We start from the raw sequence: 26,383 nt of genomic DNA, 5'->3' as shown, positions 1-26,383 counted from the left end.
AAATCTATTTTATTAAGGGGGGAGAAGATTGGATAAAGCTGTAATAGGTGGGACAGGTGTTTATGATTTAGATAATAAAAATATCAGCAGAGAAGTAAAAACAGAGTATGGAACAGTTAAAGTTGATATTATAACTCATTATGGAGAAGAGATAGTTTTTTTAGCCAGGCATGGTAAAAATCATTCAAGAGCTCCCCATAACATTAATTATAGAGCTAATATTAAGGCTTTAGAAAAACTAGGGATTAAATATATATATGCTACTGCTGCTGTAGGTTCATTTAATGAAAATTATGAACCAGGTGATATAGTTGTAATTAAAGATTTTATTGATTTTACTAAAACAAGAGCTCAAAGTTTTTTAGATTCTGAAGCTGAGTCGGTAAAACATTTTGATATGAGTGATCCTTACTGTAAAAATATGCGCAGTAAATTTTCTCAAAGAAGCTTGGCCAAACAATTAAAAATCAAAGGAAATGCTGTCTATGTTTGTACAGAAGGGCCTAGATTTGAAACTGCTGCAGAAATAGAAATGTTTAAAAAATTGGGGGGAGATGTTGTTGGTATGACAGGAGTACCAGAAGTAATATTAGCTAAAGAACTCGGTATCTGTTATGCTTCAGTTGCTATTATAACTAATTGGTCTACCGGGATGAAAGATGAATTAGATATCCATGAATTTCAAGAGCTTATCTCAGCAAAGAAGGCTAAAATAACAGAAGCTTTCATGCATGTTTTTTTAGAAGGTCTTGATCAAAACAACTGCAGCTGTGGGGATTCATTAATAGAAATTGGATAAATCAGCTTTAAATGATATAATTAATTAAAGAATCTTAAATATTTTAAATTTTATTTTGCTGCTTAGTATTCTAGTAGGATTTTTTGCTTTTAGAAATACATATTTAGAGTAGATAATAGGAGTGAGAATATGAGTATAAAAAAATGGTTGAAAGAAGTTTCTTCTACTGTTGAGGAAGTCAATAAAATTGACAAAAGATATTATAAAAAATATGATATTAAACAGGGTTTAAGAAATGCTGATGGTACTGGTGTTGTGGTTGGATTTACTAAAATTGGTTCAGTACATGGTTATACTTTATGTGATGGTAAAAAAGTTCCTACTGAAGGAAGATTGTTTTACAGAGATATAGAAATTGGAGAGTTAATTGAGAAAACAGGTAAATTTGGTTATGAAAGTATAATATATTTATTACTATTTGGAGAGCTTCCTAATAAGAAAAACCTCAAAGATTTTAATGCAATTTTAGATAGTTTTAGAAAGCTGCCCCCTCACTTTACCGAAAATACAATCTTAAAAAGTCCCAGTAGTGATGTTATGAATAAACTACAGAGAAGTATTTTAGTACTTTATTCATATGATAATAATCCGGATTGTCTTGATATTGAGAAAATATTACTGCAGAGCATTAAACTTATAGCAAGATTCCCAACTATCATTTCTTATGGTTACCAGGCTAAAGCACATTATTTTGATAATCAAAGTCTTTATCTTCATAATCCTAAAAGAGGTGTTGGAACTGCTGCTAATATTTTGCATATGATTAGAGCAGACAATCAATATTCTAAATTAGAATTAGACACACTTGACTTATTATTAATTCTCCATGCTGAACATGGTGGAGGTAATAATTCAGCATTTGCTACCCACGTAGTTTCATCAAGTGGTACTGATACTTATTCAGCTGTTGGTGCAGCTGTAGGTAGTCTTAAAGGACCTAAACATGGTGGAGCAAATTTAAGGGTAAGAGCTATGATAGAAGATATGAAAGAAAATATTGATGATTATAGTGATGAAAAAGAAGTTAAAGCTTATTTAATAAAAATATTGAATGGAGAAGTTTTTGATAAAAAAGGTTTAATTTATGGAATGGGCCATGCAGTATATACTAAATCAGATCCTAGAGCAGAAATTTTAAAAGAGAAATCTCTGGAGTTAGCTGAGGCAAAGGGTCGAATTGATGAATTTAAATTATACAGCAATATAGAAAAACTAACAAAAGAAATATTTAAAGAGATTAGAGGAGAAGATACAGAAATTTGTGCTAATGTTGATCTTTATTCTGGTTTTGTTTATGAGCTGCTTAATATACCAAAAGAATTATATACCCCTCTATTTGCAACAGCAAGGGTAGCAAGTTGGTGTGCACATAGAATAGAGCAGGTAGTAAGTGATCACAAGATTATTAGACCAGCATATAAATCACTTAAAAATGAGGAAAAATGTAATTTTGAAGAAATAAAAAGATAATTTAATATTTAATCTTAAAAACCCTCCCTTTAATTTTTAGAGGGAGGGTTAATTATATTCTTTATTCAATTAGCATTTCTGTTTCTAGTGAGCCAAATTGATTACAGTAAGCGATAAGTTTAATAAGATCGCCTTCTTCGGCCCCAGGAATTAAATAAAGTGTTTTCTGCTGATCATTGTCAAATTGAAGGAAGAAATCTTGATTGATAATTAACTCATCATTAAGGAAGACTTCAACCTTTTCAACATAATGATCGCGATTGTCTCCTGATCTGTGGTCTACAGAAGCTTCTAAAATATTATTTTCAAGGTCAAATTCTAGATCAATAGCTGCCGGTGGGTGAGCAAAAGCGTTTAAAGTGAAAAGAAAAAGTATAACTAATGTAAAACAAAATATTTTTTTCATTATTTACTCCTTTCTTTTAATAATAACTAATCTTAATTATATATATTATAGAGGAATTTAGAAAATCCTTTATTTTTTAGCTCATAAATAAAATAAATTTGTACCTTTAATGTACTGCAATACATTAAAGGTACACTTTATAAGGAAGTGAGGCTAATAAAATGAATAAAGAGGTAGTCTTGATAACAGGTGCTTCAAGTGGAATTGGGAAAATAACTGCTGAAAAACTTTTAAAAGCCGGTTATATAGTTTATGGTGTGGCAAGATCAATTGATAGTTTGAAATATTTAGCTGAATATAAGTATGGTCATTATAAATATCTTGATCTAAGTGAAACTGAATCTATTGAAAAATGTGTTTCAGAAATTATAGAAACAGAAAATAAGATTGATATTTTAATTAATAATGCTGGTTATGGTGCTTTTGGAGCTGTTGAAGATTTTGATATTTCTGAAGCTAGAGCTGAATTTGAAGTTAATCTTTTTGCAGCTGCAAAATTGATTAAAGAAGTTTTACCATTTATGAGAGCAAATAAAAATGGTAAAATAATTAATATTTCTTCAGTAGCAGGCAAAGTATGGTTTCCTTTTGCTGCTTGGTATAATGCTAGCAAATTTGCTCTTGAAGGTTTAAGTGATGTTTTAAGAAATGAAGTTAAGGAATTTGGAATTGATGTTGTGATAATTCAACCTGCTGCTGTTAAGTCAAATTGGGTCAATGGGGCTACAGAAAGTTTATTAGAAAATTCAGCAGAAAGTGTATATGCAGAAAATGCTAAAAAAACTGCAAAAGCATTTAAAAATATTTATGCAAATAATTACCTGGTTATAGAGGCTGAAGTTATAGCAAATCTTATTTTAAAAGCAGTTAAAGCTAAAAAAGCAAAAGCAAGATATAGAGCACCATTTTATGCAAAACTCCTGCTTTTTTTCCGCTCTCGTTTACCAGACCGCATTTTTGATTATTTGACAAATAAAATAATGAATTTTTTTGCTAATAAATAATTTTTTCTTTTTGTAAAGGAAATTTATAACTTTTCATGAATATATAAAAAAGAATAGGAGAGGGAGGAATTTTATAATGAACAGACAGATAATTAATTTTGAACAATTAAAAAGATTTTCGAATGAATTTAAGTCGAGAGAAAACAATCGAGTTATTGCCAATGCAATAATTAAAAATGGGATTAACAATACTGCTTTAAATAATGAGTCAGTTAAAAATATGCATCATGATTTTTCTAAAGAAATAGATGTGGGCTCTGTTACCAACCAGAAAAAAAGTGGTAGATGTTGGATGTTTGCTGCTTTAAATAATATTCGTTACAGTATCTCAGAAAGCTTAAATATTAAGGAGAATAACTTTGAGTTATCCCAATCTTATACAATGTTTTGGGATAAACTTGAAAAAGCAAATTATTTTTTAGAAAATATTATAACAACTGCTGATTTAGAACTGGACAGCAGGAGAGTAATGTGGCTTTTAAATGAACCTACAAATGATGGTGGACAATGGGATATGTTTACTGCTTTAATCGAAAAATATGGTATTGTGCCAAAATATGTGATGCCAGAAACTTATCACAGCAGTAATTCTCGTTTAATGAATAAAATATTAAATCTCAAACTTCGTGATCAGGCTCATACTTTACGTAATGATTTTAATCATGGGGCTGACAAAGCAAGCCTAAGAGAAGAAAAAGAGGAATTATTAGCAGAGATATATTCACTCTTAGCTTACTTTTTAGGTGAACCACCTCAGGAATTCGATTTTGAATATAAAGATAAAGAAGGTCACTTTTATAGAGATTCTAAATTAAGTCCAATGGAGTTCTATAATAAATACTCTAAAGTTAAAATGACTGATTATGTAAGTATTATAAATGCTCCAACATCTGACAAAGATTTTTATAAAACTTATACAGTTGAATTTTTAGGTAATGTAAAAGAAGGGCAACAAATTCATTATTTGAATTTACCGATTAAAATGCTTAAAGATTTAAGTAAAGAACAAATTAAAGCCGGTGAACCTGTTTGGTTTGGCTGTGATGTTGGCCAGTGGTATGATAGAGACTTAGGAATTATGGATACCGAATTATATAATTATGAAGAGGTCTTAGATACTAAATTTAAACTTGATAAAGGGAGTAGACTTCAGTATGGAGAAAGTGTTTTAACTCATGCTATGGTTTTTACCGGCATTAATATTGATGACAATGCTAATGTTAATCGCTGGAAAGTTCAAAATAGCTGGGGAGATAAGGTTGGTAAAGATGGATTTTTCATAATGAGTGATCAGTGGTTTGAAGAGTTCAATTATGAAGTTGTGATCCATAAAAAATATCTTTCTGATGAATTATTAGAAGCGTATAGCAAAGAACCAATTGTTTTAAACCCCTGGGATCCAATGGGATCACTTGCAAAATAATATTTTTCTAAAAATAAGATAGAGGGATAACTTTAATATTTTTCTAGTTATCCCTTTTTTAAAAATAATATATTTTAAAAAGGACTGGTATAAATGGCTGAATTTGAAGACTTTTTACAGCTTGATATTAGAGTAGGAAAAATTGTTGCAGCAGCAGATTTTCCTGAAGCCAATAAAGCTGCTTATAAACTAAAAATAAATTTTGGAGAAGAGATTGGTATAAAAAACTCCAGCGCTCAAATAACTGAATGTTACACTAAAGAAGATTTGCTTAATAAACAGATCTTAGCCATAGTGAATTTCCCGCCCAAACAAATAGCAAATTTTATTTCAGAAGTTCTTGTTTTAGGGACCTATTCCAATGAAGGTGTTGTTTTAATCACTCCAGATAAAAAAGTGGAAATAGGAGATAAATTAGGCTGAAAAAATTGACATAATTAATATTTTTCTATATAATATAAATGAGCATTAATATAAACATTCATTTATATAGGTGGTGATAATAATTGAAGAAGGCAAAATCAAAGAATTAGCAAATATATTTCAAATTTTAAGTGAAGAAAATAGAATTAAAATTTTATTTTCTTTAAAAGATGAAGCACTATCAGTATCAGAAATTATTAAAAGAACTGGTTTATCACAACCACTAGTATCTTTTCATCTTAAGACTTTAAGAGAGGCAAAGTTAGTTAATAAGTACAGAGAATCAACATTCGTTTTCAATAAAATTTGTAATAAAGAAATTGTTGATTTAATTAATGAATTTAGTAAATTTATTAAAAACAGAAAGGGAAAAAGCACAAGCAAAGAAACAAGATTTCCTTGTCCTCCCTGGAATAATTAAATAGTGTTTTAAGGAGTTGCTAAATTATTATGAATGATAACCAATCTGATGAGAATAATGAGGAGGAAAAAAATATGATGCCTGATATGGCAAAAAAAATGATGAGCAATATGCAGAATAAAGATAATTCTTTTAATCCTAAGCAAATGTGTGAGAGTATGATGAAATCTGTTGAGTCTACTGCTAAATTGGCTGGTCAAGCTAATAGTGAGGTCCAGATGCTATTTGAGGAATGGGTAGAGCAGGTTGAAGAAGAACTTTTAGAAATTTTAAAAGATGAGCATAATTTCGATACCCAAAATATTTCTAATCAGCTTCGGGTAAGTGAAGAATCGGTTTTATATTTTTTAAGCAAATTAGTAAGAGAGAAAAAAATTGAGATTCTGGATTTACAAATAATAGAAAAAGGAGAGTAATATTATGCCATTTTTATTTGGAGGAATGTGGTTTTTCCCAATGTTTTTAATGCCGATTATTTTTTTATTCATGTTTTTTACACTTCATAAAAAAGGATTCTTCACAAAATGTATGAATTCAATGCAGGAAAATAATAATTCAAAAGTTAAGAGTAATTATTATCTTGAAGAAGATTCCAGTAATTTAAAAGCTTTAGAAATTATTAAAGAAAGATATGCAAAAGGAGATATTACTAAGGAAGAATATAAAGAAATGAAAGAGGAATTATCAAAATAATAAAAGTAAATCCCCTTAAAGCTAGTAACTAAGTAAATTTTTTGCTAAAGGGGATTTATTTTTTTAATTTATTATATCTTTAATTTTAACTTCTCTTAAATTTTCTTTAAGGTCTGTATTGAGATAATTATAAACAGTTTCCATTTCTGGGTCTAGAAAAATTTCTTTTATTTCTACCTCCTTTTTAAGAGCAGGAGAGTCATAAATTTCCCAGAGGGATAATGAGGAAACATCGGTTAAAAGTGTATATTTTCCTTCTTTTGTTTCAGTTATTAAATTTTTATTTTCCATTTCTTTAAGGACTTCTTTTATTTTTTCTTTAGGTAATTTTATTTTATTAATGATATCATTTAATTTTAAACCATTCCTATCTTTTTTTAAGAAATCTTTTTGTAAAGTAATTAAAATGGCTGCTGGAATCAAAGCTTTAAATCCTTTTTGATCTTCTTTGCCTACAGTTAAATGTTCCAGATTATTTCTGTGCTGGAAAACATAAGATATTACAGCTCCAATGAGGACAATAAGCCAGATTAAATAGAGCCAGACCAAAAAGAAAGGAATAACATATAAAGAGCCATAAATTTGCCTTTCATAACTATGAACAACCAGATTACGAGTATAGATTGTATAGATATTTTTACTTAAAATAAAGAGACCTCCACTTATTATACCTGCAAAAGCTGCTGCCAAAGGATCAACATCTGTGTTGGGAATGAAATAATAGGCAATTATAAATACTAAAAAATTGAAACTAAATAGAATCCAATTAAAAATATTGCTCTCACTTATTCTTGTTCCCGGCATTCCCAGGCCTAGATATTGTTCAGCTAAAACCAGGGTTGCGGTTAAAAGTAAAGTTATTAAAAATGTTCCCAGAGTAATAAATGTCCAAAAAGCAACAAATCTTCTTACAATATCTCTATGTTCACTAACAGACCAGATTTGATTAAAGGTGACTTCAACTCTAGCTAACATGAATATAATTAAGATAAGCAGAGAGAGAAAACTAACAGCACCTAATTGCTCAATATCAACATTAAAGATATACATTTCTAGATAACTAATTAAAGTTTCACCTGTGCCTGCAGCTAGATTATTTAAAATTACATTTTTAATTTGATTAACAATGGTGTCTAATCTGCCAAAAAAGTTGAAAAGTGTCATGATATAGAAAGAAAAGATTAGAAAGGGAACAATTGTTAAAATTGAGATATAAGCCATACCCATAGCCTGAATTAATATATCATTTTCTCTGGATTTTTGATATACTTTAACTATAAACATTTTCCATTTCACAGGAGAAAGATCAGTATTTTTAAAATTATTTTTGATTTTATTGAGATATTTTTTAGCTTTTGTCATCTTGATCACCTTTATTTTAGAATTAATGAAATTTTTTTAGTAACTCTAGCCTATTATATTTATTCAACAAAAAAATTTTTTAACCTTTAAAGATATGAATTAATAATTTTTGGGAGGGTATAAACATGGATAAAAAGAAACTAGGAATTATTTTAATAGTAATAGGAATCTTTTTGCTCTTAAATACTTTAAACTTAATTGGAGAAGATATCTTTATTTATTTTTTAGGTGGTGGTTTTATAGTTGCTTACTTTGCATTTGGAGCAAGAAAATATTACAGAAATATAGGTTTCTTAATTCCTGGAAGTATTTTGCTTGCTTTAGCTCTATTTTCTGATTTGCAGAGAATAGAATTCTTCAGGAATATTGGCGGAGGTTTGTTTTTCATTTTACTTGGTAGTGCTTTTTTGATCGTTTTTATTCATACCAGAGCTTTTTCTAAATGGGATTGGCCAATTTATCCAGGCCTTGCTCTTTTCATTTTTGGTCTTTTTATAATTACCGTGGAAAAGACCGAGATTTTAAAAGATTTAACTATACTTAATTATTTATTTCCCATTCTTTTAATTGCTGCCGGAGGCTTAATAATTTTTAAACAAAAAGAGAAGTGATAGAGTGAAAGTCTGCTCGCAAACCTAGTGGGCTTGCCCCGAGGAGGGTCAATATTGACTAAAATAATAAGCAATTGTCATATTATTTTAAATATTATAAATCTAAGCCTAAATTAGATATTGCTAAATAAATATGATATACTATAAAAAATATTGGGAAGTAAAATAGTTTTTTAATAATTTCTACCTAAAACTAGGTAGGATTTTATTAAATATATGTAATTTAATTAGACAATTATTTTCTATGAAGGGAGATTAGAGTATGCCAAAAAAGTTTAAAAGAGTATTAGTGGCCAATCGAGGAGAAATAGCAATTAGAGTAATTAGGGCCTGTCAAGAATTAGGTATTAGAACTGTAGCAATTTATTCTGAAGAAGATAAAACTGCTCTATTTAAAACTAAAGCAGATGAAGCTTATCAAATTGGTGGTAACAAAGGACCAATCGAAGCTTATCTGAGTATTAATGAAATTATTGATTTAGCAATTAAAAAAGATGTGGATGCAATCCATCCTGGTTATGGGTTTTTAGCAGAAAATCCAGAATTTGTTCGTAAATGTCAGGAAGCAGATATTAAATTCATAGGACCTGATGCTGAAATTATGGATAAATTAGGTGATAAAATTCAATCTAAAATTTTAGCTAATAAATTTGGGGTTCCTACCATTCCAGGTTTAGAAAGACCTATCAAAAATGAAGATGAAATTAAAGAATTTGCTAAAAAGAATGAATATCCCTTAATGCTTAAAGCTGCTGCAGGTGGTGGTGGCCGTGGGATGAGAATTGTGAGATCTGATGATGAATTAATAGAATCTTTTAGGGATGCTTGTGAGGAAGCTCGCAAAGCCTTTGGTGTTGACGATATTTTTGTTGAAAAATATCTTGAAAATCCCAAACACATAGAGGTGCAAATTCTTGGTGATGAACATGGAAATATCGTTCATCTATATGAAAGAGACTGTTCAATTCAAAGAAGACATCAAAAAATTGTTGAGTTCACACCAGCAATTGCTTTAAGTGAGAAAAAAAGAAATGAAATTTTAGACGATGCTATAAAACTCTGTGAAGGTGCAGGTTATAAGAATGCTGGAACAGTTGAGTTTTTAGTTGATAAATATGATAATCATTATTTTATAGAAGTTAATCCCAGAATTCAGGTAGAACATACAGTTAGTGAAATGGTTACAGGTATTGATATTGTTCAGAGTCAAATCCTAATCGCCGAAGGTTATAGGCTTGATTCTCCTCAAATAGACATTAAATCTCAGGATGCAATAGAGGTTAGAGGTTATTCTATTCAGTGTAGAGTTACTACTGAAGATCCTACAAATAATTTTATACCTGATACAGGCAAACTTGATCATTACCGTACAGGCTCCGGATTTGGAATCAGACTTGACGGGGGAAATGGATACACAGGTTCAATTATCCAGCCTTATTATGACAGTCTTTTAGTTAAGACTATTTCTTGGTCTAGAACCTTTGAGGATGCTGTACGTAAAGTGCTTCGTTCAGTTGAAGAGATGAAAGTTAGGGGAGTTAAAACAAATGCTTCCTTTTTGATTAATGTTTTAAATCATGAAGATTTCAAAAAAGGACTTTGTGATACAGGTTTTATAGAAAACAATCCTGATTTATTTAATATTACTCCTAGATCTAATCAAGAATATAATATTTTAAAATATTTAGGGGAAATAATTGTTAATAAAACACGTGGTCATAAACCAGACTTTGATGTACCTAAAGTTCCTAAATTCGAAAAAATTGATAATTTAAGTGGTTCAAGACAACTTTTAGAAAAGGAAGGACCTGATGCATTAGTTGAATGGATTAAAAACAAAGAAGAAATCCTTTTAACTGATACAACTTACAGAGATGCTCATCAGTCATTAATGGCCACAAGAATGAGAACAGTTGATATGGAAAAAATTGCTGAAGCAACCTCTCATTTAGCCTCTAATCTGTTTTCACTGGAAATGTGGGGTGGAGCTACCTTTGATGTTTCTTATAGATTTTTAAAGGAATCTCCCTGGGAAAGAATAGAAAGATTAAGAGATAAAATACCGAACATCTTATTTCAGATGCTATTAAGAGGTTCAAATGGAGTCGGTTATAAAAATTATCCCGACAATGTAATTAGAAATTTAGTTCAGGAAGCTTCAGATGCTGGGATTGATGTTTTCCGTATTTTTGACTCTTTAAATTGGCTTCCTGGTATGGAAGTTTCAATTGATGAGGTAGTTAAAAATGATAAGATTGCAGAAGTTTCTATTTGCTATACTGGTGATATCTTAGACCATGAAAGAGATAAATTCGATCTCGACTACTATTTAGATTTAGCCAGAAGAATTGAAGATATGGGTGCTCATATACTGGGTATCAAAGATATGGCAGGTTTGTTAAAACCTTATGCAGCATATGAATTGATTAAAGCTTTAAAGGCAGAGATTTCTATTCCAATTCATCTCCACACTCATGATACAAGTGGAAATGGTGTAGCTACTTTACTGATGGCTGCAGAAGCTGGAGTTGATATAATTGATACCGCCTTTAATACAATGGCTGGATTAACAAGTCAACCACCTTTAAATTCAATTGTTGCTGCTTTAGAAAACACTTATAGACAACCAGATATTGATATAGAAAATCTGCAAAAAATATCTAATTACTGGGGAGCAGTAAGACCAGTTTATGCTGAGTTTGAATCTGATCTTAAATCTGGTACTGCAGAGATCTATAAATATGAAATTCCCGGTGGACAATATTCTAATCTAAAACCACAGGTCGAAAGTCTTGGCCTTGGTCACAGATTTAAAGAAGTAAAAGAAATGTATAGAAAAGTTAACTTTATGTTAGGAGATATACCAAAGGTAACACCATCTTCAAAGGTAGTTGGAGATTTAGCTATCTTTATGGTTAAAAATGATTTAACTCCTGACAATATTATTGAAAAAGCTAAAAATATGGCTTTCCCAGATTCAGTACATGCTTATTTCAAAGGTATGTTAGGCCAGCCTCCAGGAGGATTTCCAGAAGATTTACAAAAACTGGTACTCAAAGGTGAAGAGCCAATCACAGTTAGACCTGGTACTCTTCTTGAGCCTTTCGATTTTGAAGAAGCAAACAAAATATTAAAAGATAAATACAATAAAGATGCTACTCAAAAAGAACTTGTAAGTTATTCTCTCTATCCAAAAGTTTATCAAGATTATCTAGATTATCTTGATCAATATGGAGATTTAAGCTATATGGGTAGTGATATATATTTCCATGCTCTTTCTGAAGGTGAAACCAGTGAAATAAAACTGGAAGAAGGAAAAACACTTGTTGTTAAATTACTTGAAATTGGCAAGGTTAATGATAGAGGTTACAGAAGACTTGATTTTGAAGTAAATGGTTTTAGGAGAGAAATAGAAATCTTAGATGAGGCAACTAACGTTGTTGTAGATGGTTCATCTCAACAATTTGCTGATCCTGATAATGAGCTTGAAATAGGAGCCAGTTTACCAGGTAATATTGTTGAAATTCTGGTAGAAGAGGGCGAAGAAATTGAGAAGAATCAGAGTTTAGTTATCATGGAAGCAATGAAAATGGAAACTAATATTACTGCACCAGTTGATGGAGTAGTTAGTTCTATCCATGTCAGCAGAGGACAACAGCTTGAATCTGGAGAATTAATTATGGAACTTGAGTAAGCTAAAAAATAAAACTGATTTATTATACCCTGCTCTTAATTTTGAGCAGGGTTTTAAAATTTTCAAATACTTTAAATTATTATTCTTCAAATTAGAATGTAATTTTCTCTTAAATATGATATCATAAAGATAGATACTAAAGGTTCACCTTGTGTTTAAAATATTTATATTTGAATTGAGAAACAGAAGGGGGAATAGCTATGTATCATAAGAAAACTTCTTTAGGAATGGATGAGAATATAGAATCTATACTCTGTTATGCTGGAATCTGGGTTACAGGATTATTTTTTCTCTTTTTTGAAAAAGAAAATAATCATGTGCGATTTCATGCCATGCAGTCATTATTAACTTTTTTCTCTTTATTTATCGTATCTTCACTTATTCTTATAATTCCCGGAATAGGGCTAATAATAGCTTCTGTTATTACTTTTTTTGGAACTATACTCTGGATTTTATTAATGTATAAAGCTTATATTGGAGAAGTTTATAAACTGCCCTTTATTGGTGATGCAGCAGAAGAAATGGTTTTTGGAGAAAGTTTTGATGATCAAAAAAAATAATACTAAAAATTTAGGGCCTGTAGAAATTAAATATCTGCAGGCTTTATTTTGTTAAATATTTTTGATAATAAAAGGATTAACAAAACTTATATAGAAAATTATAGTTAGAATGAATTTGGGGGAGAAGAGCATGGGAAAAAAGTTTTATTATTTTTTGCTAAGATTTACTATTGTCCATTTAATTACATATGTTTTTATTGGGGTCTTATTTATGAATGTCCAGAGTTATGCTAATATTTTTATCAGCATTGAGCATTTTGAAAGCCTTAGAGCCAGCAATTCCTTAATTTTAAGAACTGCTCTTTTATGGCAGTTGTTACGGGGATTATTTTTAGCTGCAATTTTATATCCTTTTTATGGGATAATTATTAAAAGCGAGTATGCTTTGTTAAAGTTATTTTTTCTAATTTTGGGTTTATCAATTCTTGGCAGTCTTTTTCCTGCAGCCGGTTCTATAGAAGGCTTTATTTATAGAGATTTATTATTAACAGATCATTTGACTGCACTGGCAAAAGCAGCAATTCAAATATTTGTTTTTAGCTGGTTTTTTGTCAAATGGGAAAATAGAACTGAAAGAGATTATAGTTAATTTAAGATCTATTTTTTTTGGGGGTTTATAATGACTAATAAAATTAAATTTATTCATACAGCAGACATTCATCTAGGAAGACCCTTAAGTTATGGGGGTAATCCAGATGAGGAGCTATTAGAGATTTTTACTCAGGCAGATAAAAAATCACTTGAGAGACTGGTTAATATAGCTATTAGAGAAAAGGTGGATTTTATTGTTATTTCAGGAGACCTATATGATAGAGAAGCAAGATCAGTCAACTCTAGCCGTTTTTTTCTTGAGCTATGTCAAAAATTAGACAAAGAAAATATTTTTGTTTATATTATTTCTGGTAATCATGATCCAGCTGGCAGAAAAAAAGAACCTTTTGAACTACCAGAAAATGTACATTTCTTTTCTAGTGAAGAAGTTGAAATCAAAGAATTCAAGAAAAATAACCAAGTTAAAGCTAGGATATTGGGCCAATCATATAGACAGAAATTTGAGTCGCGAAGCATGTATAACTTCTTTACACCACCTGATAAATCAGTCTTCAATTTAGCTCTTCTTCATACCGCTTTAAAAGCAGATAGCAGGAGATATGTTCCGGTTACCAAAAGTGAGTTATTGTCTAAAGAAGATATCCATTACTGGGCTTTAGGACATATTCACCAATATCAAGAGATAAATAAAGTTAATCCTGTATTAGCTTATTCAGGAACAATTCAAGGTAGAGATATTAATGAAGATGGGATTAAAGGCTGTTTATTGCTTGAAGTTGATCAAGATATGAAAATAAAAAAAGAATTTATTAAGCTTGCTCCAATAGTATTTAAAAATATTACTATTGATATCAGTGAAAAAGATGAATTAAAAAATATCTCTCATTTAAAAAAACAGGTTTTTAATCAGGCAGAAAAGATCTTAAATGATCTCGTCAATAGCCCTAAAAGTGAGGTTGTTGAGGGCTATATAATTCGCTGGCTAATTCAAGGTAGGTCTGAAGTTAACCAATATATTAAAAATGACAGAAAAGAAATAGAAAACAGCCTTTTAAGTGACCTCAGATCAGTATTCGCAAAACAAAGACCTTTTTTGTGGTCTCACTCAATTGTTCTAAGAACTGCAGATAAACTGCCTGAACTTGATAATTTAAAAGAAAAAAATCAGCTTTTTAAAGAGCTTGAAAATTTGCTGGCAGATCTTTTAGAAGATCCGGAACTAGAAGAAGCTCTCTTAGATGAATGGGGAGAAATATGGCAGGGTGATCCTGAAGCTGAAGATCGAGAAAATGATAGATTTTTCGCTAGTCAAGACTTAAAAAAAGAAATTTTGGCTGAAAGCGAAAAAATTATAATATCTGAATTAATTGAAGGTGGAGATTAATATTGAAACTTAAAAATATTTATATTAGAGATTTTGGTATTTTTAATAATCAGTATTTAGAAGATTTAGCAGATGGGCTGGTTGTTATAGGTGGATATAATCGTTCTGGTAAAAGCAGTTTTTTAAATATAATTAAAAACCTTCCTTATGGATTACCCCAAGGTGGCTCTATACCTCCTGCACGAGAACAATATTATATAGAAACAGAAATAAAAAAAGATAAGAAAAACTATACTTTGATTTTAGAAGGTTTTGCCAAAGCAAAGCTTAATTCAAGCAATAATACAGATAATGATCCTGCTGTAGATGCTGCTCAGCTATTTAACAATCTTGATAGGTTAACATACCAACAACTATTTACTATAAGTTTAGATGAACTACAGAATTTATCTAAAGTAGCTAATAATAACAAAGAAGAAAAAAAGATTTTTTCTTTACTGCTTGGAGCAGGTCTTTCTGAATTAATCAAGGTTCCAGAAATAGCAGATGCTTATTTTAGAGACTCTGTAAAAATTGGAGGCAAACTGGGCAGCAGCAATGTCAGCCAATTTAAAAGCTATTATAAGCAGATTAAAGATGCAGAAAAAGATAAAGATAAAGCTTTAAAACAGTTAGATGAATTTATAGCAAAAAGAAAAGAACTTGCCGAAAAAGAAAAGCAGCTGGAAACAATTGAGGCAGAAAGTGAAAACTTAAGGAAAAAAGAATTTTTGTTTGATCTTTTAAAAAATAATTATCAAAAATATAAAGAAATTGAAGAACTTAAATTTAAATTAGATCAGTTTTCTCTAAAAGATTGCCATGCAAAAAAATGCAGCAGAGAAAATTATGAGCAGGCACTTTCTTTAAAAGAAAGTTATAAAGATTTAAAAGCTAATTATCAAAGAGAAAAAAACAAGCTCAACTCATTAACTAATCCAGGATCCAGGAATGAATTTTTAGAGATTATTATAGAAAAATCTGGACAAATAAATAGATCTAATTCAAAAAAAGAAGTAATTGAAGAAAAAACAAAAAATTATTTAGAAACAAAAAGTGAATTAAATGAAAAAAGAAATATTCTAGAAACTGAATTAAAAGAGATTAATTCTGATTGGAAACAACCACTTCAAGAAATTAAAAATATAGAGATTGATAAGATCAAACAAAAAGATTTGAGCAGCAAAATAGAAACTTTTAAAAACACAAAACAGGAGCTTAATACCATAACAAAAGAAAAAGAAGAGTTAAAAGAAAAACTTGAGATTTTTCAAGCAGAAATGAAAGAATACCAGAATTATAATCTAAATTCTACTCTTAGAAAAACTTATCTTTTCGGCTTTCTATCTTTTCTGCTTTCTATTTTTCTTACTTTCTATAATTTAAGTGCAGCTTTAATTACTTTGCTTGCTACTTTATTTTTAAGCTATATTTATTTTTCTACCCAATATAAACCGCTTTTAGAGAAAGAAAATGAAAGAAAAGAAATAGAGTCTAAAATTAAAGCAAATGAGAAAAAAATCAAGAAAACTAATTTGAAGTTAGAAGAACTTAAACAGAAATTAGAGGCTTATGAGCAGGAATTAAACAGTTATCGCTTTGAACTAGGCATCAAAGATAGCCATAACTTTGATATTATAAGTGATTATTATCGGATGATTCAAGATAAAAAAAGTAGATTAAATTTATTAAATAAAGATCAAGAAAAACTGAGGAAAAAAAGAGAAGAATTAGAGCTTTTCTTTAATAAAATATTTGTAATAATTGATGAAGTTTATCAATATACTGATAATCAAAGACTAGAATTAGATGAGAATAGATTACTTAGTAAATATCAAGAAATTTTGATTGAGTTTGAAAATATCGCAGATTATTTGGAAATAGTTAATAACTTTAATCTTGTTGCAGAAAAATATCATAGTCTTGAAACTGAAATCCAGAATTTCTTAAATAAAGAAGAAATTAAATTTGATAATAATCTTTTATCTGCTTTAAATAACTATCTTGATAAAGTAGAAGCATTTTTAGAATTTAAAAAAATTGAAGCAGAATATGCAAATAAAAAAGAAAAGCTTAGTGCTAGTTTCAACTCTTCAGATAGAATTCGCAGTTATCTTTTTCATTATTTTAGGCAAGAAGAAGGAATAGATAATGAAATAGGAACATTGCAGTCATTCAAAAAACTTTTTCAGGGTTTTTCTTCGCTTCAAGCTGTAGAAAAAGCATATAATGAGAGTACTAAAGAGTTGGCTGAAAAGAAAAAAGAAAAAAAATTATTGCAAGAAAAGGTCAATAGCTTAAAAAATGAAATTGAAAAATTAGCATCTTCAAAGGATGTTCAAAAAGCTCATCAAAAAATTAATGATGCTAGAAGTGATTTGAGAAATCTTGCCGAAAGATATGCAGTAAATAAAAGTGTTTATTTTATTTTAAATAAGTTGAGAGAGAGATTTATCACTAGAGCTGAAGCTGAGCTCTTAAAGCCTGCAGCTGATATTTTGGCAGAAATAACTTCAGATGAATATAAGTCTATTCAAACTTCAGGTGATATTAAAGATACAGAATTCAAAACTGTATTAGCAGATGGAAAAAGTTTTAATAGTGTTGATTATTTAAGCAGAGGAACAATGGAACAGCTCTTTTTAGCAGTACGCTTGAGTAGAATAAATGAGATCAAGCCTCATTTACCAGTTGTTTTAGATGATTCATTAGTTAATTTCGATCACAGCCATTTATTTAATACTGTTAAAGTAATTTCTAAGCTTGCTAAAACTCATCAAGTTTTTCTTTTAAGCTGTCATCCACATTTAATAAAATGTCTAAAAAATATTTCTCAATCTGCTCAGTATTGGAAATTAGAAAATGGTAGTTTTGAGCTGACAAATGCAGATTCTTTAGAGAAACACCTTAGAGAAACACCTTTTAACTAAATAGAGATTATTGAGGCGGCTACTTTTTATGGCCGCCTATGGTATTGTCTATTTTATTTTTTACACTTCCTTTTTGAATATTCCGTGCATAAAATAAAGCATCATGGCCTAATTGTTTTTCTAGTTGATCTCTAATTTGATTAATTTTTATTTTTTTCTCATCACTTCCAAAGAGTTTTAATTGTCTATAACTATTATTTGAAAAATTACCAAGTGATAAAGTAACTTTTCTTAGCGTTTCTCCCCGATAATATTTTTGGAGAAGAAAAATAGCAGCGGCAAAAATATCCTGGCTTAAATTAGTAGCTTTTTTAATTGTCGTTTGTCTGCTAAATCCTTTTTCGCTTTCTTGATAGGAGAAAGAAAGACTTAATTTAATAGTTTTAGCTCTTAGATTATTATGTCTGGCTCTTTTAGCAACTTCTTCAGCCAGATTAAAAATAACGGTTTTAATTTCTTCAAGATCATTATAATCTCTGAGTAGAGTAATCCCTCTTCCAATATTATGTCTGTTATCTTGATAATGACCTTCCAGTTTAGAATAATCAATTCCCCAAGCATGATAATATAATTGATTACCTATTATACCAAATTTATTCTCTAAATAACTTAGAGGTAATTTAGCTAGCTCTCCAACTTTAAAGATTCCAATTGAATTTAGTTTTTTTTCTGTTTTTTTCCCGATTCCCCAGCATTTTGACAATTTAATAGGCCAGAGTTTAGTCTTTACATCAGAATAGTCCCACTTACATAAGCCAACTTTTTTACCTTCAATATCCATAGCGACTTTGGCTAAAAACATATTGGGAGCAACTGCCATGCTGCAGAGCAGAGAAAATTTATCCCAAATTTTTTGTTTAATTTTTTTAGCAGTAGTTAAACTGCCACCATACTTTTTTTCAGTACCATTTAAATTTAGCCAGGCTTCATCTATAGAATAAATATGAATAGAATTCAACGGTACAAATGAATTAAAAAGTTTAGTTATTTCCATTGAAATATCAAGATATAACTGCATATTAGCTTCAGCAATTATAATTTCATCATGTTGAGGGATTTCAAAAAGTCTGCTTCCGGTATGAATGCCATATTTTTCTTTTAAAGCTGTAGAGGTAGCTAAAACTACAGAACCTTTGCGTTTTTTATCCCCAACAACTGCGAGATGGGCTTCTAAAGGATTTAAATTTCTTTTAATTAATTCTATACTTGCATAAAAAGCCTTCATATCAACACATAATATATTGTCATTTGGAGCATTTTTATAATCGATTTTCATTTTGACCCCCTTTTTATTAATACGAACAAGTGTTTTATATTATTTTAACAAAAAACTTCTTATTATGCAAACATAAGTTTGTTTAATTTAGCTTTTAAATTTACATAAAAATTGATATACTTAATTTAAGAATTTTTTAATAAAGGGGAGGTAATTTTTATTGCGTAGATTAATTTTTTACGCTTTTATCGGTGCATTGTCAGCAGCAGTTATAAATTATTTTGATTTAAATCTTGCCAAAGGAATTCTTGCAGCAATATTAATAGGTAGTACAGCTGGTATTTTGATGCATTTTTTTCTAAACTAGAACTTAGATTTGCTTTTTTAAAATTTAACTTGCAATAGTTATCAATAATGATATACAATATTAGTTGTATATGAAGCTATTAATCACATTCTAATTCAACAAAGAAATATTATAATTTTTAAATGAGGTGGATTAACAAAGTGGAAGAAGATAATTTCAAAAAAATACCATTTGGGCAATTAGGGATTATTGTACACAAAAGTTGTGAAGATTTAGGGCAGAAAATCGATAAATACCTTGTGCAAAAAAGAAAAGAGATGTTAGCTGAATGTCCAGAAGAATATCATGTTGAAAAATTACAGGATTCTTATATTATTGAGAGTGAGATTGTAAGATTTTCTAATGGAGAAGCAAAAGGACATTTAAAGGAAACTATTCGTGGTAAAGATATTTTTATCATAGCTGATATTGGTAATTATAGTGTAAGCTATAATATGTTTGGCCAGGAAAATCGGATGAGTCCTGATGATCATTTTCAGGATATAAAAAGATTAATTTCAGCTATAGCAGGTAAAGCAAGAAGGATTCATGTGATAATGCCTCTTTTATATGAAAGCAGACAGGATAAAAGAAACAGCCGGGAATCACTTGATTGTGCAATGGCGCTGCAGGAGCTAGAAAACCTCGGGGTTGAAAATATATTTACTTTTGATGCTCATGAACCAAAGGTACAAAATGCAATTCCACAAACAGGTTTTGAAAGCTTACATTCTACTTACCAAATTATTAAAGCTCTTAAAAGAGTAGAAAAGGACCTTGACCTGGATCAAGACAAATTAATGGTCATTTCTCCAGATACCGGGGCTATGAATAGAGCAATTTATTATGCAGGAGTTCTGGGTTCAGATGTTGGTTTATTTTATAAAAGAAGAGACTACAAAACAATTGTTAATGGACAAAATCCTATTATACAGCATGAATATATGGGAGCAGAAGTTGAGGGAAAAGATGTTTTAATAGTTGATGATATGATTGCTTCCGGAGGTTCTGTTTTTGATATTTCAAAAGAATTAAAAAAGAAAAATGCCAGAAACATCTATGTAGCAGTTTCTTTTACCTTTTTCACAAATGGTATTGAAAAAATGAATGAGTATTATGAAAAGGGCTATATCCAAAAATTATTTTCAACTAATTTAACCTATATACCTCAAGAATTTAAAGATGCAGATTGGTTTGAAGAGGTAGATATGTCAAGACTAATTGCTCATTTGATTGATACTGTTAATTATGATGATTCGGTAAGTCCACTGCTTGATGCTACAGATAAAATCAAAGGAATTTTATAAGTTTTAAGTAAATATACTCTAGATTTCAAAAACCAGCAAAGTCAATTATGACTCTGCTGGTTTTAATAGTTAAAATTATTTTAATTTTAGAAGTTGATCAATAAATTGTCGGGCAGTTCTACCTGATCTACCATTATGCCATTTACTCCATTTTAAAGCTTTATCTTCAAGTAGAGAAGCCTCAATATCTATATCTTCTTGAGCAGCAATCTCTCTAACTATTTTTAAATATTTTTCTTGATCAGGATTATTATACATAAGTGTGAGGCCAAATCTTTCAGCAAGTGATAATTTTTCATTTAAGATGTCATTTTTATGAACTTCAGATTTTCTATCCTGCCACTTTTCTCTAACTAAATGGCGGCGATTACTGGTTGCATAAAAGAGTACATTATCTGGTTTAGACTCAATTCCTCCCTCCATAATTGCCTTTAGATCTTTATAATCGGTTTCAAATTCTTCAAATGAAAGATCATCCATGAAAATAATAAAATATAAACCTCTTTGACTTAAATATTCCATTATTTCTGATAGTTCTTTAATTTGTGAAGAATTGATTTCAATTAATCTTAACCCCTGATCTTGAAATTCATTTAAAAGTGCTTTAACAGAAGAGGATTTACCGGTACCACTATCACCATATAATAAGACATTATGGGCTTTTTTGTCATTGAGAAAACTCTTTGTATTATTAATCAATTTATCTTGTTGCTTCTGATAAGCAATAATTTGTTCAAATCTAATTTTATCAGGATTTTTAACAAGCTTTAATGCAGAATTCTTCCAGTAAAAAGCAGAGCTTTGATTTAATAATGCAGTCCCAAACTTTTGATAGAAATTATTAATATTTTTTAGGCAATCTTCAAGCTTAGATTGATTATCAAATATATAGTTATACATTTTAAGATTCTTATTATTTATTGTCTGAGCTTGATAAGAAGCTAAAAAAGAGTAATTTTTTAAATTAAAAGCTTTAATTAAATCAGAAAAATTAATTTTAAGAACTTGCCTAATTACTTCAATGTCATTATAAGCAAGCTGATAAAGACTAGAATTTTTTGCAATAGTATTTTTTTCAGCTGTTAAAGAAAAGCTATTTTGATCATTAATAAAAATACCTTTTAAATAATTTTTAAAAATATCACCTTTAAGACCCAGCTTTTCATTAAATTCTACCAACTCATTTATAATCTGACTGAAACTAAACTTATCTTCAGAGCCTTGGACTAATAGTTGAGTTTTAATTTTTGCTAAGAGATCATTTTTAGTAAAATCTCTATAAAGTATCAGCTGCTCCAAAGAGGAGATAGATTCAATTATTTCATTTTTGCTATAACTCATTAATATATTCACTTCCTTTGTTTAAGTTAAGTTAAAATAATTATAGCAAAAATATTGACGGATTTATAGATAGAAATAATTTTTTGCAAAAAAGCTAGCAGATAATGGGGTTAAAGCACTAAGAATTGTTGATCCAGGAATCAAAAAAGATCCAGAATATGAATTATATAAAAAAGCTATGAAAAATGATTATTTTTGTAAATACCTTAATAACAAAGTATTTATTTATAAAATTGTTCTCACAAGCATTATTACAAGAGATTTAGTAAAAAAATTGCTTTAAAAATATAATAATAAAGCCAAAAAGGGTCTAAGAATTAAAATTCTCAGACCCTTTAAAAATATTTTCTATTTTGCTTTTGCAGTTTCAATATTTATTTTATTGCCTTTAATATAATTATTTTTCATAATTTCTAAAACATCATGTCCTTTTTCTCTTGGTACTTCTACAAAGGTGAAATTATCATAAATATCTATTGCTCCAATAAGGCCGCCGGGAAGACCGGTTTCGCCTGCAATCGCTCCGACAATATGTCGGGGTGATATTCTATCTTTTTTACCTATATTGATAAATAATCTAACCATACCTGGTTCTGCACCTGTGTCACCAAAATTAGGTGATACAACTTTTTCTTCAGCAAGATCTTCAACTTTATTTAATGACTTTTTCATTAAGGCTGCTGCAATTTCTATAGCTGAGTATTCTTCATCAATAATATTTTCTATCAGTTCAATATATTTTTCCAGTTTTTCTGATTCAATATAAGCACTAAGCTCTTCGTTAAATAGTTCGAACTTAGCTTCTTCTATATCATCAGCACTAGGAATTTTATCTCTTTTGATTTTAGTTTTAGTATATTTTTGAATATCTCTTAATTTATATATATCCTTACCAACTACAAAACTAAAAGCTTTCCCACTTTTACCTGCTCTACCAGTACGACCAATTCTATGCACATAATAGTCAGTATCTTGAGGCAGGTCATAATTGAAGACCGCTTCAATATCATCAACATCAATTCCTCTAGCAGCTACATCAGTTGCAACCAGTATTTCAATTATACCATTTCTGAATTTACCCATTACTCGATCGCGCTGATTTTGGTTTAAGCCACCATGGATTGCATCAGATAAATAACCCCGAGCCTGTAATTTAATATTTAATTCATCAACCATTTTTCTAGTATTACAAAATACAATTGCTAACTCCGGATTATTGAGATCAAGTAATCTGCTAAGTGCTTTTAATTTATCATGTCTTCTTAATTCATAATAGTACTGCTCTATAGAAGGAACAGTTAACTTTTCGTGGGCCACTTTCAAAAACTGAGAATTTTTTTGATATTTTCTACTTAATCTACGAATAGATTTAGGAATTGTAGCAGAAAAGAAGAGAGTTTGTCTATCATCTGGAATATCTCTTAAAACAGTTTCTATATCATCTATAAAGCCCATATCTAACATAACATCTGCTTCATCAAGTACAAAATAATTAATTTGTTCTAATTTTAATGTGCCTCTTCTGATATGATCCATAACCCTACCTGGGGTACCAATAACAATCTGAACTCCTTTTTTTAGAGCTCTGATTTGTCTTTTAATTGATTGGCCTCCATAAACAGGTAAAGTATAAATTCTTTTTTTGTATTTAGCTAATCTCTTTAATTCCTCAGATACCTGGATTGCAAGTTCTCTTGTTGGGCAGAGTATAATAGCTTGAGGATCCTTGTTATCAGCATCCATCTCTTCTAATAATGGGATACCAAAAGCTGCTGTTTTACCTGTACCTGTTTGTGCCTGTCCTACAATATCTTTGCCTGCCAGTACTGCCGGAATAGCATTTGATTGAATAGGGGTAGTTTCTTCGAAACCCATATCATCTACTGCTTTTAAAATTTCTTTTGAAACATCAAGTTCATTAAATCTAATTTTTTGCAAATCTAATTCCACTTCCTTTTTAATTTATTGCGTTTTTTAAAGTTTATTAATCCATTAAACAAATAATTTATTCTAAAAACAAAAAACCCCTGACTAAAAGTATATAGTCAAGGTTTAGGTGCTATATTTTCTATTTATTTTAGATTAACTTTTATTCAACTCATTAAGTATAACTTAAGCAATCTCTAAAGTCAAATTTAATTCTCATGCTTTCTCAAGGTTTGACAAATTAGAAGTTCTTTGTTATTATTTAAGCGAGTTAAATTTGCTTTTTATTTTTGCCGCTTATTATTATCAGAGCAGCTTTATTGCTGATAAAAATAGAGAAAAATATTATGGTTTAGAATTTGTTCAAAAAAATGAACATTTCTAGACCATTTTTGTTTTTAAAGAGCTTAGAAAGTTTAAAATCAAAAACAAGTGGGGTGAAGAACTTGAAAATACAAGTAAATAATCTTTATAAGATTTTTGATGGAAAAGGAAAAAAAGAAATTGAAATGCTCAAAGATGGAATATCTAAAGACGAAATACTCGAAAAAACAGGTGCAACAGTAGGTGTTAATGATGCTAGCTTTGAAGTGAAAGAAGGAGAAATCTTTGTCATTATGGGACTATCAGGTAGTGGCAAATCAACCTTACTGCGCTGTTTAAACAGATTAATTGAGCCAACATCTGGTTCTATAAGAGTAGATGGCAAAGACATAATGGAGTTGAATAAAGATCAATTAAGGGAATTTAGAAGAAAAAAGTTCGGGATGGTATTTCAAAATTTTGCTCTTTTTCCTTATCGTACGGTTCAAGAAAATGCAGAATTCGGTCTAGAAATACAGGGAATGGATAAAGAGGAAAGAAGCAAAAAGGCCAAAAAAGCTTTAAAACAGGTTGGACTTGATGGCTGGGAAGAGCAAATGCCTGATCAATTAAGTGGTGGAATGCAGCAGCGGGTTGGTCTTGCTAGAGCACTGGCAGTAGATACAGATGTGCTTTTAATGGATGAACCTTTTAGTGCTCTTGATCCATTAATAAAAAAAGATATGCAGGATAAACTTTTAGACCTTTATGAGCATATTGATAAAACCATAATATTTATTACCCATGATCTCGATGAAGCCCTTAAACTTGGTGATAGAATAGCAATTATGAAAGATGGTAAAATTGTACAGATTGGTAATCATGAAGAGATATTAACAAACGCCGAAAATGATTATGTAGCAGAATTTGTGCAGGATGTAAATCGTTCCCGTGTTTTAACAGCTGAAGATATAATGGACAAGCCCAAAGCTGTGCTCTATAATCAGGATGGGCTAAGAACTGCCCTTCACAAAATGAGAAATAATGAACTGGGAAGTATTTTTGTTCTGGGTGAAAATAGAAAATATAGAGGAATAGTTAAACTTGAAGATGTAGTTGAGTATATAAATAAAGACAAAGAAGATATTGAAGAAATCATTCAGGATGTTCCTATTGCAGAACCTGATGAAAAAGTAGACCAGCTCTTCGCAAAAATTGCCGATATTAATACCCCTTTACCAGTTTTAGATGAAGAAAATAAATTAGAAGGAATAATAGTAAAAACAAGCGTTTTGGCTAATCTTGCCTCTGAGAATGTTTAAAAATTATTATACTCTCAAAATTATAAGTTGATATAAGACAATTTTTATTCAATAAGGATGGTGATTAAGATTAACGAAATTATCTCATTGTTAACAACTAGAATTCCTTTGGGTAATTGGGTAGAGGCTCTAGTTGATTTTATTATAAATAATTTCCAAGGAGTTTTAGATGGTTTTTCTGCTTTAATTGGCTTTATAGTTAGTAGTGTAGAAACAGTATTAGCTTTCCCTAACCCATTTGTACTAATAGCCATATTTGCTTTAATTGCCTGGAAATTAAAAGGCTATAAGCTGGCAATATTTGTGGTATTAGGGCTTGGGCTAGTTCATAATATAGAAATGTGGGATCCACTAGTTGTAACCCTTGCTTCAATAATAACTTCTGTACTTGTAGCTTTAATTTTAGGAATACCAATTGGAATTTTAAAAGCACATAATAAATATATAGATTATATAACTAGACCTATTTTAGATTTTATGCAGACTATCCCGCCCTTTGTTTATTTAATACCTGCTCTAATGTTTTTTGGACTTGGGAATGTCTCAGGAGTTATTGCAACAGTAGTATTTGCAATTGCACCCCCGATAAGACTAACCTATCTTGGTATTAAGCAGGTAGATGAAGAATTAAAAGAGGCAGGCCATGCTTTTGGTGCTAACTGGTGGCAGATATTATTTAAGATTGAACTGCCTGGAGCAATGCCGTCAATAATGATGGGAATTAATCAATGTATTATGCTTTCCCTATCAATGGTTGTTATTGCAGCTATGATTGGTGCAGGTGGACTAGGACAGCCAGTATTGAGATCTCTTAACATGGTTGATATTGGACTTGGTTTTGAGGCAGGTCTGGGAATAGTTATTATAGCAATGGTCTTAGATAGAATGTTTGGTAGAGATTCTTAAAAATA

General features: G+C 29.9%; 23 protein-coding genes and 1 pseudogene. 19 read left to right on the top strand and 5 right to left on the bottom strand.

Annotated features, from left to right (window positions below; genetic code table 11):
• Positions 1-28 precede the first annotated feature (28 nt).
• Both LJ207_RS01320 and LJ207_RS01315 read left to right on the top strand, forming a co-directional pair.
• Positions 29-799 carry an S-methyl-5'-thioinosine phosphorylase gene (locus LJ207_RS01320; protein ID WP_229343340.1) on the top strand — a complete coding sequence of 257 codons (771 nt, stop codon included), beginning with the start codon at positions 29-31 and terminating at the stop codon, positions 797-799.
• A gap of 129 nt (positions 800-928) precedes the next feature.
• Positions 929-2,269, top strand: a complete 1,341-nt coding sequence (locus LJ207_RS01315) for a citrate synthase (RefSeq protein WP_229343338.1) — start codon at positions 929-931, stop codon at positions 2,267-2,269.
• A gap of 61 nt (positions 2,270-2,330) precedes the next feature.
• On the opposite strand, the gene LJ207_RS01310 is transcribed toward LJ207_RS01315, so the two are convergent.
• The gene (locus tag LJ207_RS01310) at positions 2,331-2,675 is read right to left on the bottom strand and encodes a hypothetical protein (protein WP_229343336.1); all 345 of its coding nucleotides are present in this window, start codon (positions 2,673-2,675) and stop codon (positions 2,331-2,333) included.
• Between the two features lie 161 nt (positions 2,676-2,836).
• On the opposite strand from LJ207_RS01310, the gene LJ207_RS01305 reads away from it, so the two are divergent.
• The 6 genes from LJ207_RS01305 to LJ207_RS01280 all read left to right on the top strand — a co-directional run bounded on the left by LJ207_RS01305 (position 2,837) and on the right by LJ207_RS01280 (position 6,639).
• Entirely contained in the window at positions 2,837-3,679 is an 843-nt protein-coding gene (locus LJ207_RS01305; protein WP_229343333.1) for an oxidoreductase, read from the top strand.
• A gap of 76 nt (positions 3,680-3,755) precedes the next feature.
• Positions 3,756-5,102: a C1 family peptidase gene (locus LJ207_RS01300; protein WP_229343331.1), complete on the top strand. Its 1,347-nt coding sequence runs from the start codon at positions 3,756-3,758 to the stop codon at positions 5,100-5,102.
• A 93-nt stretch (positions 5,103-5,195) separates the two neighbouring features.
• The gene (locus LJ207_RS01295) at positions 5,196-5,525 is read left to right on the top strand and encodes a tRNA-binding protein (RefSeq protein ID WP_229343329.1); all 330 of its coding nucleotides are present in this window, start codon (positions 5,196-5,198) and stop codon (positions 5,523-5,525) included.
• A 73-nt stretch (positions 5,526-5,598) separates the two neighbouring features.
• Positions 5,599-5,946 carry an ArsR/SmtB family transcription factor gene (locus LJ207_RS01290; protein ID WP_229343326.1) on the top strand — a complete coding sequence of 116 codons (348 nt, stop codon included), beginning with the start codon at positions 5,599-5,601 and terminating at the stop codon, positions 5,944-5,946.
• Between the two features lie 29 nt (positions 5,947-5,975).
• Positions 5,976-6,362 carry a hypothetical protein gene (locus LJ207_RS01285; protein WP_229343324.1) on the top strand — a complete coding sequence of 129 codons (387 nt, stop codon included), beginning with the start codon at positions 5,976-5,978 and terminating at the stop codon, positions 6,360-6,362.
• A 4-nt stretch (positions 6,363-6,366) separates the two neighbouring features.
• On the top strand, positions 6,367-6,639 hold the full coding sequence (locus LJ207_RS01280) for an SHOCT domain-containing protein (RefSeq protein WP_229343322.1): 273 nt from the start codon (positions 6,367-6,369) through the stop codon (positions 6,637-6,639).
• A 63-nt stretch (positions 6,640-6,702) separates the two neighbouring features.
• Here the strand turns inward: LJ207_RS01280 and LJ207_RS01275 are convergent, their stop codons facing one another.
• Positions 6,703-8,001 (bottom strand): YhjD/YihY/BrkB family envelope integrity protein, encoded by a 1,299-nt coding sequence (locus tag LJ207_RS01275; protein WP_229343320.1) that lies wholly within the window; start codon positions 7,999-8,001, stop codon positions 6,703-6,705.
• A 125-nt stretch (positions 8,002-8,126) separates the two neighbouring features.
• On the opposite strand from LJ207_RS01275, the gene LJ207_RS01270 reads away from it, so the two are divergent.
• The 6 genes from LJ207_RS01270 to LJ207_RS01245 all read left to right on the top strand — a co-directional run bounded on the left by LJ207_RS01270 (position 8,127) and on the right by LJ207_RS01245 (position 17,711).
• On the top strand, positions 8,127-8,612 hold the full coding sequence (locus LJ207_RS01270) for a hypothetical protein (RefSeq protein WP_229343318.1): 486 nt from the start codon (positions 8,127-8,129) through the stop codon (positions 8,610-8,612).
• A 262-nt stretch (positions 8,613-8,874) separates the two neighbouring features.
• Positions 8,875-12,306 (top strand): pyruvate carboxylase, encoded by a 3,432-nt coding sequence (locus LJ207_RS01265; RefSeq protein WP_229343317.1) that lies wholly within the window; start codon positions 8,875-8,877, stop codon positions 12,304-12,306.
• Between the two features lie 200 nt (positions 12,307-12,506).
• The gene (locus LJ207_RS01260; protein ID WP_229343315.1) at positions 12,507-12,866 is read left to right on the top strand and encodes a DUF4870 domain-containing protein; all 360 of its coding nucleotides are present in this window, start codon (positions 12,507-12,509) and stop codon (positions 12,864-12,866) included.
• Positions 12,867-12,996: 130 nt separating this feature from the next.
• Positions 12,997-13,455 (top strand): hypothetical protein, encoded by a 459-nt coding sequence (locus LJ207_RS01255; protein ID WP_229343313.1) that lies wholly within the window; start codon positions 12,997-12,999, stop codon positions 13,453-13,455.
• Positions 13,456-13,485: 30 nt separating this feature from the next.
• Positions 13,486-14,802, top strand: coding sequence for a metallophosphoesterase family protein (locus tag LJ207_RS01250; RefSeq protein WP_229343311.1), 1,317 nt, complete (start codon positions 13,486-13,488; stop codon positions 14,800-14,802).
• A gap of 2 nt (positions 14,803-14,804) precedes the next feature.
• The gene (locus LJ207_RS01245) at positions 14,805-17,711 is read left to right on the top strand and encodes an AAA family ATPase (RefSeq protein WP_229343309.1); all 2,907 of its coding nucleotides are present in this window, start codon (positions 14,805-14,807) and stop codon (positions 17,709-17,711) included.
• 19 nt (positions 17,712-17,730) lie between these two features.
• On the opposite strand, the gene LJ207_RS01240 is transcribed toward LJ207_RS01245, so the two are convergent.
• Entirely contained in the window at positions 17,731-18,987 is a 1,257-nt protein-coding gene (locus tag LJ207_RS01240; protein WP_229343306.1) for a Y-family DNA polymerase, read from the bottom strand.
• Between the two features lie 160 nt (positions 18,988-19,147).
• On the opposite strand from LJ207_RS01240, the gene LJ207_RS01235 reads away from it, so the two are divergent.
• The gene (locus tag LJ207_RS01235) at positions 19,148-19,294 is read left to right on the top strand and encodes a hypothetical protein (RefSeq protein WP_229343305.1); all 147 of its coding nucleotides are present in this window, start codon (positions 19,148-19,150) and stop codon (positions 19,292-19,294) included.
• A 140-nt stretch (positions 19,295-19,434) separates the two neighbouring features.
• The gene (locus LJ207_RS01230; RefSeq protein WP_229343303.1) at positions 19,435-20,580 is read left to right on the top strand and encodes a ribose-phosphate pyrophosphokinase; all 1,146 of its coding nucleotides are present in this window, start codon (positions 19,435-19,437) and stop codon (positions 20,578-20,580) included.
• Between the two features lie 75 nt (positions 20,581-20,655).
• Here LJ207_RS01230 and LJ207_RS01225 read toward each other — a convergent pair whose 3' ends face one another.
• Positions 20,656-21,921: an ATP-binding protein gene (locus LJ207_RS01225; protein ID WP_229343301.1), complete on the bottom strand. Its 1,266-nt coding sequence runs from the start codon at positions 21,919-21,921 to the stop codon at positions 20,656-20,658.
• A gap of 94 nt (positions 21,922-22,015) precedes the next feature.
• On the opposite strand from LJ207_RS01225, the pseudogene LJ207_RS12465 reads away from it, so the two are divergent.
• Positions 22,016-22,204: pseudogene (locus LJ207_RS12465) on the top strand (TIM-barrel domain-containing protein); the annotation flags it as partial.
• A 65-nt stretch (positions 22,205-22,269) separates the two neighbouring features.
• On the opposite strand, the gene LJ207_RS01220 reads toward LJ207_RS12465, so the two are convergent.
• A complete protein-coding gene (locus LJ207_RS01220; protein WP_229343299.1) occupies positions 22,270-23,859 on the bottom strand; it encodes a DEAD/DEAH box helicase in 1,590 nt (529 codons plus the stop codon).
• A 434-nt stretch (positions 23,860-24,293) separates the two neighbouring features.
• Between LJ207_RS01220 and LJ207_RS01215 the strand changes: the two genes are divergently transcribed.
• Positions 24,294-25,472: a quaternary amine ABC transporter ATP-binding protein gene (locus LJ207_RS01215; RefSeq protein WP_229343297.1), complete on the top strand. Its 1,179-nt coding sequence runs from the start codon at positions 24,294-24,296 to the stop codon at positions 25,470-25,472.
• A gap of 57 nt (positions 25,473-25,529) precedes the next feature.
• Positions 25,530-26,378: an ABC transporter permease gene (locus LJ207_RS01210; protein WP_229343295.1), complete on the top strand. Its 849-nt coding sequence runs from the start codon at positions 25,530-25,532 to the stop codon at positions 26,376-26,378.
• Positions 26,379-26,383: the final 5 nt, after the last annotated feature.

Origin of the sequence: Halanaerobium polyolivorans (assembly GCF_020711195.1) — a bacterium.
Taxonomy (GTDB): Bacteria; Bacillota; Halanaerobiia; order Halanaerobiales; family Halanaerobiaceae; genus Halanaerobium; species Halanaerobium polyolivorans.
The sequence above is the reverse complement of the archived record's forward strand: the minus strand, read 5'-3'. Positions and strand labels throughout refer to the sequence as shown.